Below are 15,941 nucleotides of genomic sequence, written 5' to 3'. Positions count from 1 at the left end.
CGGGGCTGTGGGTGCCGTCGGTGCTGTGGGTCCGGGAACTGCGGCACGCCGTAGGCTCCCGTCCATGCCGCCCTCCCAGAAGCGCGCTCGCCGCTACGACCCGGTCAGGACCCGCACTGCGGTCCTGGCGCAGTTCGCCCATGTCCGCACCGCCGTAGGCAGCCTGACGCCCGAGCAACTGGACATGCCCAGCGGGCTCGGCACGTGGACCGTGCGAGAGCTCGCCGTCCACCTGACCATGGCGCTCTCGCACGTCAGCAAGAATCTGGAGCTCCCCGAACCGGCCCTCGCCAAGCCCGAGGTGAACCTGCTCGAGTGGCCGTTCTCCACAGCCGGCCGGGCCGGCCGGATCGCCGACGACACCGCGGCCCTGGCCTCCGCCCACCCCGATGTGGACGCCCTGTACGGAGACGTGGCAGATCGATTCGAGGCGCTGGTGCCCGGCATTCCCGAGGACCGATTGCTGGCCACCAGGGTCGGTGCCATGCGACTCGGGGACTTCTTGGTCACCCGCACTGTGGAGCTCGTGGTCCACACCTACGACCTCAATGAGGCGACGGGGCTTGGTATCCCGTACGACCGTCAGGCGCTGGCGGCCTGTACCCGGTTGCTCGCCGACGCGTTGGCGGAGAAGGCTCCGGGCGGCTCGGTCGAGGTGCGGGTCCCGCCGTTCGCGGTCGTCCAGTGCGTCCAAGGGCCGCGGCACACCCGCGGCACGCCGCCCAATGTCGTGGAGACCGACGCCCTCACCTGGATCAGGCTCGCCACCGGACGTACGCACTGGGCACGGGAACTCGACGCGGCCAAGGTCAGCGCCAGCGGTGAACGGGCGGACCTTGCCGCGCTGCTGCCCCTGATGGGTTGAGGGGCCGCCCCCGGCCGCAGTCGCCTCGGCTGTGACGGCTTCCCGGCACCCCACCCAGGGCACCTCGGCTGTGACGGTTTGTGGGGCACCGCGCCCGTAGCCCCCTCGGCTGTGACGGCTTCCGGGGGGCACGGGCGAGGCCGCCGGTTCCGCGCCGGCGTCCGGCCGCCTCGTCGCCACCCGCCAGATGTGCACGCCCTGCGCAGCGGCCTGAGCACGACCTGCACGGCCTTCACGCCCCGCATCCCCGCAGGCCCCCCCCGCACCTCTGCAGGCCCCGCAATCCCGTATGCCCCGTACGCCCCGCACGCCCTGCGCGATGAGCTCCGCGGCAGGTGGACGGTTTACGGGATGGCTCCTCGCGCACTGTCCCTCGCCGTGCTGCGGCAAGGGACTCGCGGCCTCGGCTCGGGACGAGGAGGAGCGGCAGCAGGGGTAGGACGTCAGGACGCCTTCGGATACGGCAACAGGCCGGCATCCGTCCGCTCCCAGGCAGCCCGCAGTTCGGCCAGCAGTTCCGGCTCGGCGGCAGCCCGGTCGGCCTGCTCCCGCTGGTCCTGCGCCAGGTTGAAGAGCTGATCCGCCCCACTCCTGCCCCGGTAGTACTTCCACTCACCACGGCGCAGGGCGCGCTCCCCGCGCACCCGCCAGAACAGATCGCGTTCCTTCGGGCGCTCGCCACGCAGCAGGTATCCGGCCAGGCTGACGCCGTCCAGCGGATATGCCGGGTCGGGCCGGGCCCCGCCCAGCTCCAGGAGTGACGCCGTCCAGTCGGGCGAGAACAGTGGCAGGTCGCTCACCTGCCCCGGGTCGATCCTGGCCGGCCAACGCAGCACGGCCGGGACCCGGATGCCGCCCTCCTGGAGGGAACTCTTGTTGCCGGAGAGTGGCCACTGGTAGGAGAAGCGCTCGCCGCCGTTGTCGCTGGCGAAGAACACCAGTGTGTCCTCCTCCTGGCCGGACTGCTTCAGTGCCTTCAGCACCTCGCCGACCGACCGGTCCAGATCCTCGACCATCTCCTTGTACTTGGCGACCGACCCCCCGTCCGCATGGAACAGTCCACCGAGGCCGCCCTCCTTGATCTTCCGTACGATCTCGGCGCTCTCCGCCGTGTCGCCCTCGGCTATCCAGGGCCAGTGAGGAGTGGTGAAGTTGAGGTTCAGCAGCCATGGCGTCTCGCGGTCGCGGTCGCGCTGTACGTACTCGCTGGCCCGCTCGGTGAGGATCCGGGTGTAGTACCGCAGGTCCTTGTACTCGGCATCGCCCTCGTAGAGGTCGTACTCCCCGCCGAGACCGAGCTTCGAGTAGTACTCCAGCGCCCCGCCGAAGTTGCCGAAGAACTCGTCCCAGCCCGACTTGGTCGGGCTGTAGTCCGGCAGATAGCCGCAGTGCCACTTCCCGATGAGCGCGGTCGCGTACCCGGCACCGCGCAGCAGCGAGGCGAGGGTCGGGTGGGTGGGGTCGAGACCGACCGACCGGTCTGCGATGGGTTCGGCGAGGCCACCCTTCGTGCGACCCGGATAGCGGCCGGTGTACAGGCTGAACCGGGTCGGCGAGCAGGTCGCGGACCCGGCGTAGGCATCGGTGAATCGCACGCCCTGCCGTCCGAGCCGGTCCAGGTTCGGTGTGCGGATATCCGGCGAGCCGTACGAGGAGAGGTCGGCCCAGCCGAGGTCGTCCCCGAGGATGAAGAGGATGTTGGGCCGCCGGGAGTGCCGGCCCCGGGCCGCGCGGAAGGGCTGCTCGTGCGCCGGTGCGGCCGAGGCGGTGGTGGCGGGCAGCCCCACCGCGGCGGCGGCTGCCGTGGCTCCGACAGCGGTGCCGAAGGCGCGTCGCGTCAGGGAATTGCTCTGGGAATTGCTGTTCGGATCAAGGTCGGACATGGCTACTCCAGGACAGGACAGGACAGGACAGGGCAGGGCAGGACAGGGCAGAACGGGACAGAAAAGTCGGTTCGGGACTGGGCGAGACAGGTTGAGGTAGGGCAAGGAGGGGAGGCGGGGGGCAGCCGCTCCCAGCAGGACGGGTTCAACAGCCAGGGCAGGCCGGCCGCACGGACGTGCCCCGAAAGCCTGATAAGCCCGACATCTACGGATGCCCGCGCGACGCCCCGGGCGCGGGTGGCCCGGGAGGTCCCACAGCTACGCGCGGTGCAAGAGATGCAGCCGCGACCCAAGGCGCAGTTACGACCGAAGACGCAGCCGCGACCCAAGGCGCAGCCGCGACCAGAGCCGCAGCCGCAGCAGGAAGGGCAGGTGCAACCTCCGCGCACGTACGACATGAGGCGCAACAGGCACGCGCGATGCACGAAGTGTGGGGCGAGCAGTGCACGCGAGGAACCGCAGCGTCACTGAGCGGCCGGGAGGTCGCGTCGGACGACGGGACCGGGTGGCTTCAGAAAGGGCCGAGGCGGAGGGGAGGGGAGCAGCGGAACCCGCGCGTGCGCCGAAGGATTCAGGCGCGGCGACAGAGGGCGCTCGAAACACGTCCCAGATCGACGTGACGGCGCTCCACGAGCGTGACCGTGCGGTCACCGAGGGGCTGCATGGGGCAGGAGCCTGCCAACGAGACATGCGCCTGTCAACGCCGGTCTCGCGCTTCGGACGGTCCCCGCGGTTCTGCTCGGGTGGCATTGAGCGGCGCGGCGGTTCTGCTCGGACGTCACCAACCAGCCCGGCGGCGAGGCCTCAGGCGTCCCGGCTGTACGCCCGGATGTCACCGTCCGGCCCGCCGGTTCCGCTCGGGCGTCACCGTCCGGCCCGCCGGTTCTGCTCGGACGTCACCAACCAGCCCGGCGGCGAGGCCTCAGGCGTCCCGGCTGTACGCCCGGATGTCACCGTCCGGCCCGCCGGTTCCGCTCGGGCGTCACCGACCGGCCCGGCGGCGAGGCCTCGGGCGTCACCCACCGGCCCGGCGGCGCGGTCTCAGGCATTACGAGAAGCCGCATACCGGTCCTCGTGGCCACCGCGCGGTGTGAGGCTCACCACGAAACGAGCGTTCGGGGGCTCGTGGGAGTCCGGGCCGAGGCACCTCACTGAGCGCCACGGACGGGTCCGGAAGTGCGGCGGGCGGGTGGCTGGAACTCGTCGGTAACCCGCCGTTGATCCCGGCGGCGACTGCCCCGAGGCGGTTGCGGCCGTCCGGTCGCCATCACCCGATGATCACTCCGTGTCACCGTCCGGTGCGGCTCCGGAAGGGGGCGAGGGGTTGCTCCTCGCCCGCTCCGGCGAGGGGTCGCCAATTCGGACCAGTGGTCGATCTCGCCTACACTCGGTGGCGTGCCTCGTGGTGATGGACGACTCAACCACGACCTGCTCCCCGGAGAGAAAGGCCCCCAGGACGCTTGTGGCGTCTTCGGTGTCTGGGCTCCGGGTGAAGAGGTCGCCAAGCTCACCTATTTCGGACTGTATGCCCTGCAGCACCGTGGACAGGAGTCCGCGGGCATCGCAGTGAGCAACGGGTCCCAGATCCTGGTCTTCAAGGACATGGGACTGGTCTCGCAGGTCTTCGACGAAACGTCTCTGGGATCGCTCCAGGGCCATATCGCGGTCGGTCATGCCCGCTACTCCACCACCGGTGCCTCGGTGTGGGAGAACGCGCAGCCGACGTTCCGTGCGACCGCGCACGGCTCGATCGCCCTGGGTCACAACGGCAACCTGGTCAACACGGCCCAGCTTGCCGAGATGGTCGCCGACCTTCCGCGCAAGGACGGTCGTGCCACCCAGGTCGCAGCGACCAACGACACCGACCTGGTGACCGCTCTGCTCGCCGGCCAGACCGACGATGACGGCAAGCCGCTCACCATCGAGGAGGCGGCCACCAAGGTGCTTCCCGACGTGCGGGGCGCCTTCTCCCTCGTCTTCATGGACGAGCACACCCTCTACGCGGCCCGTGACCCGCAGGGCATCCGCCCGCTGGTCCTCGGCCGGCTGGAGCGCGGCTGGGTGGTGGCATCCGAGTCCGCCGCCCTGGATATCTGCGGTGCCAGCTTCGTCCGCGAGATCGAGCCGGGCGAGCTCGTCGCCATCGACGAGAACGGTCTGCGCACCTCTCGCTTCGCAGAAGCGAAGCCCAAGGGCTGTGTCTTCGAGTACGTCTACCTGGCTCGCCCCGACACCGACATCGCCGGGCGCAACGTCTACCTCTCCCGGGTCGAGATGGGCCGCAGGCTGGCAGCCGAGGCCCCGGTCGAGGCCGATCTGGTCATAGCGACACCGGAATCGGGCACCCCCGCCGCCATCGGTTACGCGGAGGCCAGCGGCATTCCGTTCGGCGCCGGACTGGTGAAGAACGCCTACGTCGGCCGGACTTTCATCCAGCCGTCCCAGACCATCCGGCAGCTGGGCATCCGCCTCAAGCTGAACCCGCTCAAGGAAGTCATCAAGGGCAAGCGACTGGTGGTCGTCGACGACTCGATCGTCCGCGGCAACACCCAGCGCGCACTCGTCCGGATGCTCCGCGAGGCCGGTGCCGCCGAGATCCACATCCGGATCTCGTCCCCGCCGGTGAAGTGGCCCTGCTTCTTCGGTATCGACTTCGCCACCCGCGCCGAGCTGATCGCCAACGGCATGACCGTCGACGAGATCGCCACGTCGATGGGGGCCGACTCGCTCTCGTACATCTCGATCGACGCGATGATCGAGGCGACGACGATCGACAAGCCGAATCTGTGCCGCGCCTGCTTCGACGGCGAGTACCCGATGGAGCTGCCGGACCCGGAGCTGCTCGGCAAGCAGCTGCTGGAGACCGAGCTGGCGGCAGGCCCTGCGGCGACCGCCGCGGCCGACGCGCTGCGCCGTCCGTGACCCGGACCGCTCGGCAGCCTTCCCCCCAGCCCCGTATTTCCACACGAAAGATCCCAGGCAATGTCTGAGACAACAGGTGCTTCCTACGCGGCAGCGGGCGTCGACATCGAGGCCGGCGACCGCGCCGTAGAGCTGATGAAGGAGTGGGTGAAGAAGACGCAGCGTCCCGAGGTCGCGGGCCTCGGAGGCCTCGGCGGCTTCGCCGGACTCTTCGACGCCTCGGCCCTCAAGCGCTACGAGCGTCCGCTGCTCGCCTCCGCCACCGACGGCGTCGGCACGAAGGTCGACCTCGCCCGACAGATGGGCGTGTACGACACCATCGGACACGACCTCGTCGGCATGGTCGTGGACGACCTCGTCGTCTGCGGTGCCGAGCCGCTCTTCATGACCGACTACATCTGTGTCGGCAAGGTGCACCCCGAGCGTGTCGCAGCCATCGTGAAGGGCATCGCCGAAGGCTGTGTGCTGGCCGGCTGCGCCCTGGTCGGCGGCGAGACCGCCGAACACCCCGGCCTGCTCGGTGCGGACGACTTCGATGTCGCCGGCGCCGGTACGGGCGTGGTCGAGGCCGACCGGCTGCTGGGCCCGGACCGTATTCGCAAGGGTGACGCCGTCATCGCGATGGCATCGTCCGGTCTTCACTCCAACGGGTACTCGCTCGTCCGCCACGTCGTCTTCGACCGGGCCGGCTGGACGCTGGACCGCGAGGTCGAGGAGTTCGGCCGGACGCTCGGGGAGGAGCTCCTGGAGCCCACCCGGATCTACTCCCTGGACTGCCTGGCACTGACCCGTACGACCGAGGTGCACGGCTTCAGCCACGTCACCGGCGGCGGTCTGGCCAACAACCTGGCCCGGGTCATCCCGGACTCCCTGCACGCGACGGTGGACCGCTCCACCTGGACGCCGGGAGCGGTCTTCGACCTCGTCGGCAAGGCAGGCCAGGTCGAGCAGCTGGAGCTGGAGAAGACGCTCAACATGGGCGTCGGCATGATCGCGATCGTCCCCGCCGAATCGGTGGACGCGGCCCTGACGACGCTGGCCGACCGCGGCGTCGACTCCTGGGTCGCGGGCGAGATCACCGATCGCGGTGCCCACACTACGGGCGCGGAGCTCGTGGGTGGTTACGCGCGCTGAGCGCGCCCAGGACGCACAGACATGCGGACGGGCCGCGAAGGCCCGTCCGCATGCCACGACCCCGACGGGTCGGAGCCGGCCCGACACCATGCGCGTGACGACCGGGCCCGTGGTTGCCCAGGACAACCCCCGCTACGGGCGGGGTCAGCGCAGAACCTTCCCGGGACAGCACAGAACCCGGTCCGGGGCAGGCCCGGACCGGGTTGATGTGTCAGCGCGAGGTCAAGCGCCGCGGCGCTGTGACGACGGACCGGACTGGTCGTCCTCGTCCTCGTCATCGTCGTTGTACTGATCCGCGTACTGTGCGTACGGGTCATCTTCCTCGTCGTCGTCCTCGAACGGTTCTGCGTTCGGTGGTTGACTCGAAGGTGATGCGCCCAGCTCATTGGCCAGACGCGACAGGTCAGTCCCGCCGCTGCTGTACTTCAGCTGACGGGCGACCTTGGTCTGCTTGGCCTTTGCCCGGCCGCGCCCCATGGCTCGACCCCCTCGGTGACGGGGCTCGACGGCCCCAGAGTCTTGACACGCGTTCATGTTTCAGAACGGACTCTCGGCAGAGAGACCGTGCCTGTAGTGCTTTAACGGTACCTGCTTCCGCGGCCATACGGTACGCCGCCCGCATCACGTGCCCCGGAAGAGACCCGCGAGGAGCTTTGTCCTCGCTGGTCAACTGCGATTTTAACCTCATATTGGCATGCGACCCGCCGACCGGCGTGAGTCTTGTCTCGCCGGTCGGCGGGTCGCATGGGGCCAGGTACGGGGATGACGCCCGGTCGGGCCCCCGACGCGGTCAGCTACGGCGGGCGTCAGCCATCCGCTGTTCGGCGATCCGGTCGGCCGCGGCAGCCGGCGGAATGCCGTCGCCCTTCGCACGAGCAAAGATCGCCAGGGTCGTGTCGAAGATCTTTGCCGCCTTTGCCCTGCACCGGTCGAAGTCGAACCCGTGCAGCTCGTCCGCGACCTGGATGACACCACCCGCGTTCACCACGTAATCGGGTGCGTACAGGATCGAGCGGTCCGCCAGGTCCTTCTCCACGCCGGGGTGCGCGAGCTGGTTGTTGGCCGCGCCGCACACCACCGAGGCGGTGAGCACCGGAACGGTCTCGTCGTTCAGGGCGCCGCCGAGCGCGCACGGCGCGTAGATGTCCAGACCCTCCGTACGGATCAGCGCCTCGGTGTCCGCCGCTACGGCGACCTCCGGGTGCTTGTCGGTGATCCGGCGCACGGACTCGTCCCGCACATCCGTGATCACGACTTCGGCGCCGTCCGACAGCAGGTGCTCGACGAGGTGGTGGCCCACCTTGCCGACGCCCGCGACCCCCACTTTCCGGCCACGCAGCGTCGGGTCGCCCCAGAGGTGCTGGGCAGACGCCCGCATGCCCTGGAAGACACCGAAGGCGGTGAGCACTGAGGAGTCGCCGGCGCCGCCGTTCTCGGGGGAGCGGCCGGTGGTCCACTGGCACTCGCGGGCCACGACGTCCATGTCGGCGACGTATGTGCCGACATCGCAGGCCGTCACGTAGCGCCCGCCGAGCGAGGCGACGAAACGGCCGTAGGCCAGCAGGAGCGCCTCGGTCTTGATCTGCTCGGGGTCACCGATGATGACCGCCTTGCCGCCGCCGTGGTCGAGACCGGCCATGGCGTTCTTGTACGACATGCCGCGCGCCAGGTTCAGCGCGTCCGCGACGGCCTCCTCCTCGGAGGCGTACGGGTAGAAGCGGGTGCCGCCGAGGGCCGGGCCCAGGGCGGTGGAGTGGATGGCGATGACGGCCTTGAGGCCGCTGGCACGGTCCTGGCAGAGCACGACTTGTTCGTGGCCCCCCTGATCCGAGTGGAACAGGGTGTGCAGGACGCCGTCGGTCACATCGGTCACTGTGGTGACTCCCAAGTACGAAGCGGCGGAAAGACCCCCCTGAAGGTGGGGAGGGCCCCGGACCGACCGGCACGGACGGTCCGACTGGGCAAGAGCGTAAGTCCTCCGGGGGCACGGATCCGTGTCAGTGCGGTGGATCACCCACTACAGGAGTACGGGCGTGACACGATCGCTGCATGTCGGTGGTGTCTTCAGTGCTCGTCCCTTACGCGTCCTACCTCCGGGTGTACGAGCCACTGGCGGCCTTCCCGGAAGCCGAACGTGCTCACTGGGCCCGCTATGCGGGCCGCGGGCGGATCCCCACGGCCCAGGACGAACTGCGCCGCTCCCTGGCGGACTTGGCGGCCACGCCGCCGGTCGGCGTGCCGCCCCACGAGAGCGCCGACGCGTTCGTCGCGGAGGTGGACGGAGTGGTGTGCGTCTGCCCGTGGCGGACCCGGCTGCGCGGGTGGCTGGCGCTGGACGGGCTGGCGGACATGTTCCCGGGTGCGGTGCTCGACGCGGTGCTGCCCCCGGTGGTGCGCGGCCAGGCCGTGGCCGACCACGAGCGGTGGGCGGAGCGCAACCCGGATGCCCGGCCGTGGATCAGGACGGCGGTGTGGCAGGTCCCGGTGCGCTGGTTCGTCCTGTTCTCGGACGAGGAGCGCGAGTACCGGGAGGCGGCCGAGGGCGGTGAGCCGCCCCTGCTGCGGTACCGGACGCCGATGGTCCAGGCGCGGCGGAGGCTGGCCCGGGGGCTGAAGACACTGCGGGAGTCCATGGACGACGGCCCCTTGGCCGAGGGGTTGGTGGACGTCGGCCGGTGGCTGGAGGAATTCCATCCGCGCGCGCTCGTGGAGCTGGACTACGGCGGACTGGTGCATGCCTTGCCGGCTGAGCAGCTCGCGGCGGACCGGAGCGCCGCGGACGTGGCCGAGGGGATCGCGGCCCTGGGCGCCGGGGACACCGAGGGTGCGAGCGAGGCCTACGCGCGGCTGGCGGAGCGCTGGAGGGCCGTGAGGGACCGCCAGTTCGCGAACTGACGACCCATGAACCTGTGACCCATGTGACACGTGGGAGTGAAGAGGCGGAACCGTAGCCGAGTGGTGGCGGGACCTACGTCCCGAACCGGGCCTTTGTCTCAAGCGTGATGGATAGCACTTACGGGGCCCTTGCGTCCTTACCTACTCCTCGTGCCAAAATAGGACAAGGAGTCCGGGGAGGGCTCCATCCGTCCAAGTATGGGCGGAATGCTCAGCATTGCACTCTATGGGGGGTCTGACGACTCCTGATCGCTCTGTGACTGATCGTCACGGTGGTGTGACTGTCCGCTATGGCATGGTCCATCGGCTTCCGTCGCTGATGAACACCTGGGAGGGCAATTCCATCGGTTTGGCCGACGTGGCTGGACGGATGGTGTAGTTGTAGTGCCGAGGACAAGCCGTTCGTCCTATAACCGACTCGGCCCGCGTCCGCCATTTCGGGCAACGCGGGTCAAGGTGCAGAATTTAGAGGAAAGAACCGAGAATGTTCGGTTCTCCCGAGGAGGCCGCTCATGACCGCTCGCACCCCTGATGCCGAGCCGCTGCTGACCCCGGCTGAGGTTGCCACGATGTTCCGCGTGGACCCGAAGACGGTTACCCGTTGGGCCAAGGCAGGCAAGCTCACGTCCATCCGCACGCTCGGTGGACATCGCCGGTACCGCGAGGCAGAGGTCCGCGCACTGCTTGCGGGTATTCCGCAGCAGCGCAGCGAGGCCTGACATACCCCTGTCGCCGCGTCACAACTGGGCTTTTGGGTCCCCCAACCCGTATAGCCCACCCATAGCTCCATATGACGGGCGCCCGCCCCAACGGGCGCCATACCTGTGCCATACGGGTGTCGTCATGAGATCGCGCTGGACTCCGCCGGGTCCAGCGCGATCTTTTTTGTGCGTGCAGCCGACCGTGCGGTTCCGTGGTCCTCCTGCTTCCCGTCGGCATCCGGCCACTCCGGACCCCTGGAAACCGGGCGTCCGGTTGGCTCCGGGAGGGGCTCGTTCGGGTGCGCTCACCCCCGCGAAGGGTCAGTGCGCCGGGGCCCCGCAGGGACCGCATGGGGTGCTGTGCGGTCTTCCGACGCCACCCCCGCGCCAGGGGTGCAATTGCACATATTAAATTCGCCAGTTGTAGGAAGGGTGTAAAGCCACCCCTTCTGAAAACTGATTCAGTGACACCCGTCACATGATGTGGGTCTTGCCAAGGTCGAGCCTCCCACTCCTGGGGAGTGGAAGGCGAAGCCATTGGTCACGTGGCGGGAGGACTTTGGTCCTCCGCTCCCGCGCGGCCGTGCGGCCCTTCCCGGCCCGCTTCGGCGCCGCGGGGCGGCGACGAGGCGAGTGCGGGGGTGGGGCGGGTCGTCGTCCGGGCCGGAGCGGACCGCCTCGCGAGGGCCTGCGGGGCGGTCCCGGGTCCCGCCGTCACAGGCCGCACGGTCTGTTCCGGCGCTCCTGACGGCCTCGCGTGCTCTGCGGTGAGGGGCGCACGGCCGGTACGGGGCGCGGTCTCCGGGGCGGGCGGTGTCGGAGGTTCCGAAGGCGTCACGCGCTCCGCGGCTCCCTCTGGCGGCTCGGGCGCCGCCGGGGCCGCTGTGGGCGTCCCGGACGGTTCGGGGGCGGTCGCGGTCGCGGTGGGCCCCGTTGGCCCGTCAGGGGCCGCCAGGGACTCCATGGCGAGCCTGAGCAGCCGTGCGCAGACCGCGCAGTGCCGGGTGAGGTGTCGATAGCCCGAGGCGGCCGCCAGGTGTGCGCGGAGCAGGGCCCGTATCTCGTGCCGGGGCGCCCTGCGGCGGACGGGAGCCGGGGTGGGGGCCGGGGCGGGCGTCGGGGGATGAGCGGGAACAGGTGCCGGGGAGGAGTCAGGGTCCGGCGCGGGGTCCGAGCCCCGGACCCGGGCCGGCTCGCGGGCATCGGCCCGTTCCGACAGGAAGCCCTCGCCCGTGGATGCCGTCATCCGCGCCACCTCCCGGTGGATGCGCGCCGCCCCCACCGGGAAATCCAGGGGCGGTCCTTGGTTCTGAGTACTCGTCGGCGGACACCGGAGTCAAGACGCGCGAAAGCCCGGATCCAGAGGATCCGGGCTTTCGTTACTGCGGTCCTGACGGGATTTGAACCCGCGGCCTCCACCTTGACAGGGTGGCGAGCACTCCAAACTGCTCCACAGGACCAGGTTTTCGCTGCTGCCTTGCGGCTGGCTGCGAAGACAGACTGTACAGGAGGTCAGAGGGTGCGGTCGACCTCACTCCTGGTGGTGGAGCCGTTACGCGGCCACCGCCGGGCCCTTTACGGGGCGGCGGCGTCGATCGCCTTCACGATCCGCTTGTCGGAGACGGGGAACGCGGTGCCCAGCGCGTGCGCGAAGTAGCTGACCCGCAGCTCCTCGATCATCCAGCGGATGTCCAGGACCTCCTGCGGGACCGGCCTGCCCTGCGGCAGTTGCTCCAGCAGCCAGGCGTACTCGTCCTGCATCTCGTGGACCTTCTCCATGCGCGTGGTGTCGCGCTGGACGTTCGTCGGCATCTGCTGGAGCCGGCGGTCCTCGGCGACCAGGTAGCGCATCAGGTCGGGCAGCCTGCGCAGCCCGGTCAGGGTGACGAACCCGGGCGGTACGAGGCGGGCGAGGTGCTCCCGTACGTCCGTGACGTTGTTGATCAGGACCAGGCTGTTCGTGGCCTTCAGCCGGCGCTCGCAGGCCTGCCAGGCCGCCAGGATCTGCTGGACCTGGCCGATCGTGCGGACGGTCAGGTCCACCAGGTCGGCGCGCACCTTGTCGTACAGCTTCCGGAACGACGCCTCGTCCCATGCGGGGCCGCCGTGCGCGGCGATCAGCCGGTCGGCGGCCGCCGTCGCGCAGTCGTCGAAGAGCGCCTGGATGGAGCCGTGCGGATTGCGGGACAGCGCGAGCTTCTGTTGGTTCGTGAGCTTGTCCGAGGCGAACTTCGCCGGGTTCACCGGGATGTTCAGCAGGATCAGCTTCCGGGTGCCGCGCCACATCGCCTGTTGCTGCTCGGCCTCGGTGTCGAAGAGCCGTACGGCCACCGTCCCGCCCTGGTCGACCAGTGCGGGGAAGGCCTTGACCGGCTGCCCCGCCCTCCGCGTCTCGAAGACGCGGTCCAGCGTGCCGATCGTCCAGTCCGTGAGGCCCGAACGCTCGATGGACTCCCCGGAAGGCCCCGCGGTCGCCGCGGCCGCCTTGGAGAGGGCCTGACGGGCCTTGGGGCGCAGCTGGACCCGGAGGGCCTCCAGATCCTTGTCCTCGGCGACCTTGCGGCGACGCTCGTCGACGACCCGGAAAGTGATCTTCAAGTGGTCCGGGATCCGGCTCAGGTCGAAGTCGTCCGCGGTGACGGGCACGCCGACCATCCGCTGGAGCTCACGGGCCAGCGTCACCGGCAGTGGCTCCTGCAGCGGTACGGCCCGGTCCAGGAACTTGTCCGCGTAGTTCGGCGCGGGCACGTAGTGCCGGCGGATCGGCTTGGGCAGGGAGCGGATCAGCTCGGTGACCACTTCCTCGCGCAGGCCCGGGATCTGCCAGTCGAAGCCCTCGGAGGTGACCTGGTTGAGCACCTGCAGCGGGATGTGGACGGTCACGCCGTCGGCGTCCGCGCCGGGCTCGAACTGGTACGTCACCCGGAACTTGAGCTTCCCCTGCCGCCAGGAGTCCGGGTAGTCGTCCTTGGTGACGGCCCCGGCCTTCTCGTTGATGAGCATCGAGCGTTCGAAGTCCAGCGCGTCGGGCTCGTCGCGGCGCTTGTGCTTCCACCACGAGTCGAAGTGCGCGCCGGAGACGACGTGTTCGGGGATGCGCCGGTCGTAGAAGTCGAACAGCGTCTCGTCGTCCACGAGGATGTCGCGGCGCCGGGCGCGGTGCTCCAACTCCTCGACCTCGCCCAGGAGTTTGCGGTTGTCGTGGAAGAACTGGTGGTGCGTGCGCCAGTCACCCTCCACCAGGGCGTTGCGGATGAAGAGATCCCGCGAGGCCTCCTGGTCGATACGGCCGAAATTGATCTTGCGCTGGGCCACGATCGGTACGCCGTACAGCGTGACCCGCTCGTACGCCATCACCGCCGCCTGGTCCTTCTCCCAGTGCGGCTCGCTGTAGGTGCGCTTCAGCAGGTGCTGGGCCAGCGGTTCGATCCACTCGGGCTCGACCCTGGCGTTGACCCGCGCCCACAGCCGGGACGTCTCGACCAGTTCGGCCGACATCACGAACCGCGGCTGCTTCTTGAAGAGCGCCGAGCCCGGGAAGATCGCGAACTTGGCGCTGCGGGCGCCCAGGTACTCGTTCTTCTCGGTGTCCTTCAGCCCGATGTGCGAGAGCAGGCCGGCCAGCAGAGAGGTGTGCACCGAATGCTCGGGGGCGTCGTCCTCATTGAGCTCGATCCCCATCTGCTTGGCGACCGTACGCAGCTGCGCGTAGATGTCCTGCCATTCGCGGATGCGCAGGAAGTTCAGATACTCCTGCTTGCACATCCGGCGGAAGCTGGAGGAACCGCGCTCCTTCTGCTGCTCGCGGATGTAGCGCCACAGATTCAGGAACGCCAGGAAGTCGGACGTCTCGTCCTTGAACCGGGCGTGCTGCTGATCGGCCTGCGTCTGCTTCTCGGACGGCCGCTCGCGCGGGTCCTGGATGGAGAGCGCGGAGGCGATGACCATCACCTCGCGGACGCAGCCGTTCCGGTCGGCCTCGATGACCATGCGGGCCAGCCGCGGGTCCACCGGCAGCTGCGAGAGCTTCCGGCCCAGCGGGGTGAGCCGCTTCTTCGGATCCTTCTCCTCCGGATCCAGCGCGCCCAGCTCCTGGAGGAGCTGCACGCCGTCACGGATGTTGCGGTGGTCCGGCGGGTCGATGAAGGGGAACTTCTCGATGTCGCCGAGACCGGCCGCGGTCATCTGAAGGATGACGGAGGCCAGGTTCGTACGGAGGATCTCCGGGTCGGTGAACTCCGGACGGGTCAGGAAGTCGTCCTCGGAGTACAGCCGGATACAGATGCCGTCCGACGTACGGCCGCAGCGGCCCTTGCGCTGGTTGGCGCTGGCCTGCGAGATCCGCTCGATCGGCAGCCGCTGGACCTTGGTGCGGTGGCTGTATCGGGAGATACGGGCGTTGCCCGGGTCGATCACGTACTTGATGCCGGGAACGGTCAGCGAGGTCTCGGCGACGTTCGTCGCGAGGACGACTCTGCGGCCGGTGTGGCGCTGGAACACGCGGTGCTGCTCGGCGTGCGACAGGCGGGCGTAGAGGGGGAGCACCTCGGTATGTCTGAGGTTGCGCTTGCCGAGCGCGTCCGCCGTGTCGCGGATCTCCCGCTCGCCGGAGAGGAACACCAGCACGTCGCCGGGCCCTTCCGTCTGGAGCTCGTCGACGGCGTCGCAGATCGCGGTGATCTGGTCGCGGTCGGAGTCCTCGCTGTCCTCCTCGAGGAGGGGCCGGTAGCGCACCTCCACCGGATACGTACGGCCGCTGACCTCGACGATCGGCGCCTCGCCGAAGTGGCGTGCGAAGCGCTCCGGGTCGATGGTCGCCGAGGTGATGACGACCTTCAGGTCCGGGCGCTTGGGCAGCAGCCGGGCCAGATAGCCGAGCAGGAAGTCGATGTTCAGCGACCGCTCGTGGGCCTCGTCGATGATGATCGTGTCGTACGCGAGCAGCTCGCGGTCCGTCTGGATCTCGGCGAGCAGGATGCCGTCCGTCATCAGCTTGACGAAGGTCGCGTCCTGGTTGACCTGGTCGGTGAAGCGGACCTTCCAGCCCACCGCCTCGCCCAGCGGCGTCTTCAGCTCCTCGGCGATCCGCTCGGCCACCGTTCGCGCCGCGATCCGGCGCGGCTGGGTGTGCCCGATCATGCCGCGGACGCCCCGGCCCAGCTCCATGCAGATCTTGGGGATCTGGGTGGTCTTGCCGGAGCCGGTCTCACCGGCGACGATCACGACCTGGTGGTCGCGTATCGCCTCCAGGATCTCGTCCTTCTTCTGGCTGACCGGAAGCTGTTCGGGGTACGAAAGGGCAGGCATCCGCCTGGCCCGCAGCGCGAGCCGCCCGGCTGCCTTCGTGGCCTGGGCCGCGATCTCGTCCAGCACGGCCTGCTGGGCCTCGGGCTTACGAATGCGGCGCGCGCCCTCGAGGCGGCGGCCGAGCCGGTGCGCGTCGCGGAGCGAGAGCTGCCCGAGCTGGGACTGGAGATCGGCAAAGGAAGTAGACATACGGGTCCCAGGATCTCACCCGGGCCCGAGGAACGGCGAACCTAT

Annotated in this window: 11 protein-coding genes and 1 tRNA gene; 5 read left to right on the top strand and 7 right to left on the bottom strand. The window is 69.4% G+C overall.

The window, feature by feature from the left end:
• Positions 1–64: 64 nt before the first annotated feature.
• On the top strand, positions 65–865 hold the full coding sequence (locus OG538_RS17160) for a sterol carrier family protein (protein ID WP_406094527.1): 801 nt from the start codon (positions 65–67) through the stop codon (positions 863–865).
• A 443-nt stretch (positions 866–1,308) separates the two neighbouring features.
• On the opposite strand, the gene OG538_RS17155 is transcribed toward OG538_RS17160, so the two are convergent.
• Positions 1,309–2,748: a sulfatase gene (locus tag OG538_RS17155; RefSeq protein WP_406094525.1), complete on the bottom strand. Its 1,440-nt coding sequence runs from the start codon at positions 2,746–2,748 to the stop codon at positions 1,309–1,311.
• 571 nt (positions 2,749–3,319) lie between these two features.
• Complete coding sequence (locus tag OG538_RS17150; protein WP_365397685.1) at positions 3,320–3,412, bottom strand: putative leader peptide; 93 nt, start codon at positions 3,410–3,412, stop codon at positions 3,320–3,322.
• Between the two features lie 731 nt (positions 3,413–4,143).
• On the opposite strand from OG538_RS17150, the gene purF reads away from it, so the two are divergent.
• Together purF and purM are read left to right on the top strand one after the other, a co-directional pair.
• Positions 4,144–5,670 carry an amidophosphoribosyltransferase gene (purF, locus tag OG538_RS17145; protein ID WP_406094523.1) on the top strand — a complete coding sequence of 509 codons (1,527 nt, stop codon included), beginning with the start codon at positions 4,144–4,146 and terminating at the stop codon, positions 5,668–5,670.
• 60 nt (positions 5,671–5,730) lie between these two features.
• Positions 5,731–6,804 carry a phosphoribosylformylglycinamidine cyclo-ligase gene (purM, locus tag OG538_RS17140; RefSeq protein ID WP_406094521.1) on the top strand — a complete coding sequence of 358 codons (1,074 nt, stop codon included), beginning with the start codon at positions 5,731–5,733 and terminating at the stop codon, positions 6,802–6,804.
• 222 nt (positions 6,805–7,026) lie between these two features.
• Here the strand turns inward: purM and OG538_RS17135 are convergent, their stop codons facing one another.
• Positions 7,027–7,281, bottom strand: coding sequence for a DUF3073 domain-containing protein (locus OG538_RS17135; RefSeq protein ID WP_266780548.1), 255 nt, complete (start codon positions 7,279–7,281; stop codon positions 7,027–7,029).
• A gap of 313 nt (positions 7,282–7,594) precedes the next feature.
• On the bottom strand, positions 7,595–8,677 hold the full coding sequence (locus tag OG538_RS17130) for a Leu/Phe/Val dehydrogenase (RefSeq protein WP_406094519.1): 1,083 nt from the start codon (positions 8,675–8,677) through the stop codon (positions 7,595–7,597).
• Between the two features lie 176 nt (positions 8,678–8,853).
• Here OG538_RS17130 and OG538_RS17125 point away from each other — a divergent pair, with 176 nt between their 5' ends.
• Together OG538_RS17125 and bldC are read left to right on the top strand one after the other, a co-directional pair.
• On the top strand, positions 8,854–9,699 hold the full coding sequence (locus OG538_RS17125; RefSeq protein WP_406094517.1) for a hypothetical protein: 846 nt from the start codon (positions 8,854–8,856) through the stop codon (positions 9,697–9,699).
• A gap of 512 nt (positions 9,700–10,211) precedes the next feature.
• Complete coding sequence (gene bldC, locus OG538_RS17120; RefSeq protein WP_003949541.1) at positions 10,212–10,418, top strand: developmental transcriptional regulator BldC; 207 nt, start codon at positions 10,212–10,214, stop codon at positions 10,416–10,418.
• A gap of 523 nt (positions 10,419–10,941) precedes the next feature.
• Here the strand turns inward: bldC and OG538_RS17115 are convergent.
• The 3 genes from OG538_RS17115 to hrpA form a co-directional block, all read right to left on the bottom strand.
• A complete protein-coding gene (locus OG538_RS17115) occupies positions 10,942–11,646 on the bottom strand; it encodes a DUF6274 family protein (protein WP_406094515.1) in 705 nt (234 codons plus the stop codon).
• 139 nt (positions 11,647–11,785) lie between these two features.
• A tRNA-Asp gene (locus tag OG538_RS17110) sits at positions 11,786–11,860 on the bottom strand.
• A gap of 115 nt (positions 11,861–11,975) precedes the next feature.
• Complete coding sequence (gene hrpA / locus OG538_RS17105) at positions 11,976–15,896, bottom strand: ATP-dependent RNA helicase HrpA (protein WP_406094513.1); 3,921 nt, start codon at positions 15,894–15,896, stop codon at positions 11,976–11,978.
• Positions 15,897–15,941: the final 45 nt, after the last annotated feature.

This window comes from Streptomyces sp. NBC_01013, from assembly GCF_045162765.1.
In the GTDB taxonomy this organism is placed as follows: Bacteria; Actinomycetota; Actinomycetes; order Streptomycetales; family Streptomycetaceae; genus Streptomyces.
Note: the sequence above shows the minus strand (reverse complement) of the source record. Positions and strands in the feature narration are given on the sequence as shown.

What these genes read in the sequence shown, in the direction of transcription:
- OG538_RS17150 (WP_365397685.1), bottom strand. Translation starts at nt 3,412, where the DNA reads ATGCAGCCCCTCGGTGACCGCACGGTCACGCTCGTGGAGCGCCGTCAC.
- OG538_RS17135 (WP_266780548.1), bottom strand. Translation starts at nt 7,281, where the DNA reads ATGGGGCGCGGCCGGGCAAAGGCCAAGCAGACCAAGGTCGCCCGTCAG.
- OG538_RS17160 (WP_406094527.1), top strand. Translation starts at nt 65, where the DNA reads ATGCCGCCCTCCCAGAAGCGCGCTCGCCGCTACGACCCGGTCAGGACC.
- OG538_RS17125 (WP_406094517.1), top strand. Translation starts at nt 8,854, where the DNA reads ATGTCGGTGGTGTCTTCAGTGCTCGTCCCTTACGCGTCCTACCTCCGG.
- OG538_RS17115 (WP_406094515.1), bottom strand. Translation starts at nt 11,646, where the DNA reads ATGACGGCATCCACGGGCGAGGGCTTCCTGTCGGAACGGGCCGATGCC.
- OG538_RS17155 (WP_406094525.1), bottom strand. Translation starts at nt 2,748, where the DNA reads ATGTCCGACCTTGATCCGAACAGCAATTCCCAGAGCAATTCCCTGACG.
- purM (WP_406094521.1), top strand. Translation starts at nt 5,731, where the DNA reads ATGTCTGAGACAACAGGTGCTTCCTACGCGGCAGCGGGCGTCGACATC.
- hrpA (WP_406094513.1), bottom strand. Translation starts at nt 15,896, where the DNA reads ATGTCTACTTCCTTTGCCGATCTCCAGTCCCAGCTCGGGCAGCTCTCG.
- bldC (WP_003949541.1), top strand. Translation starts at nt 10,212, where the DNA reads ATGACCGCTCGCACCCCTGATGCCGAGCCGCTGCTGACCCCGGCTGAG.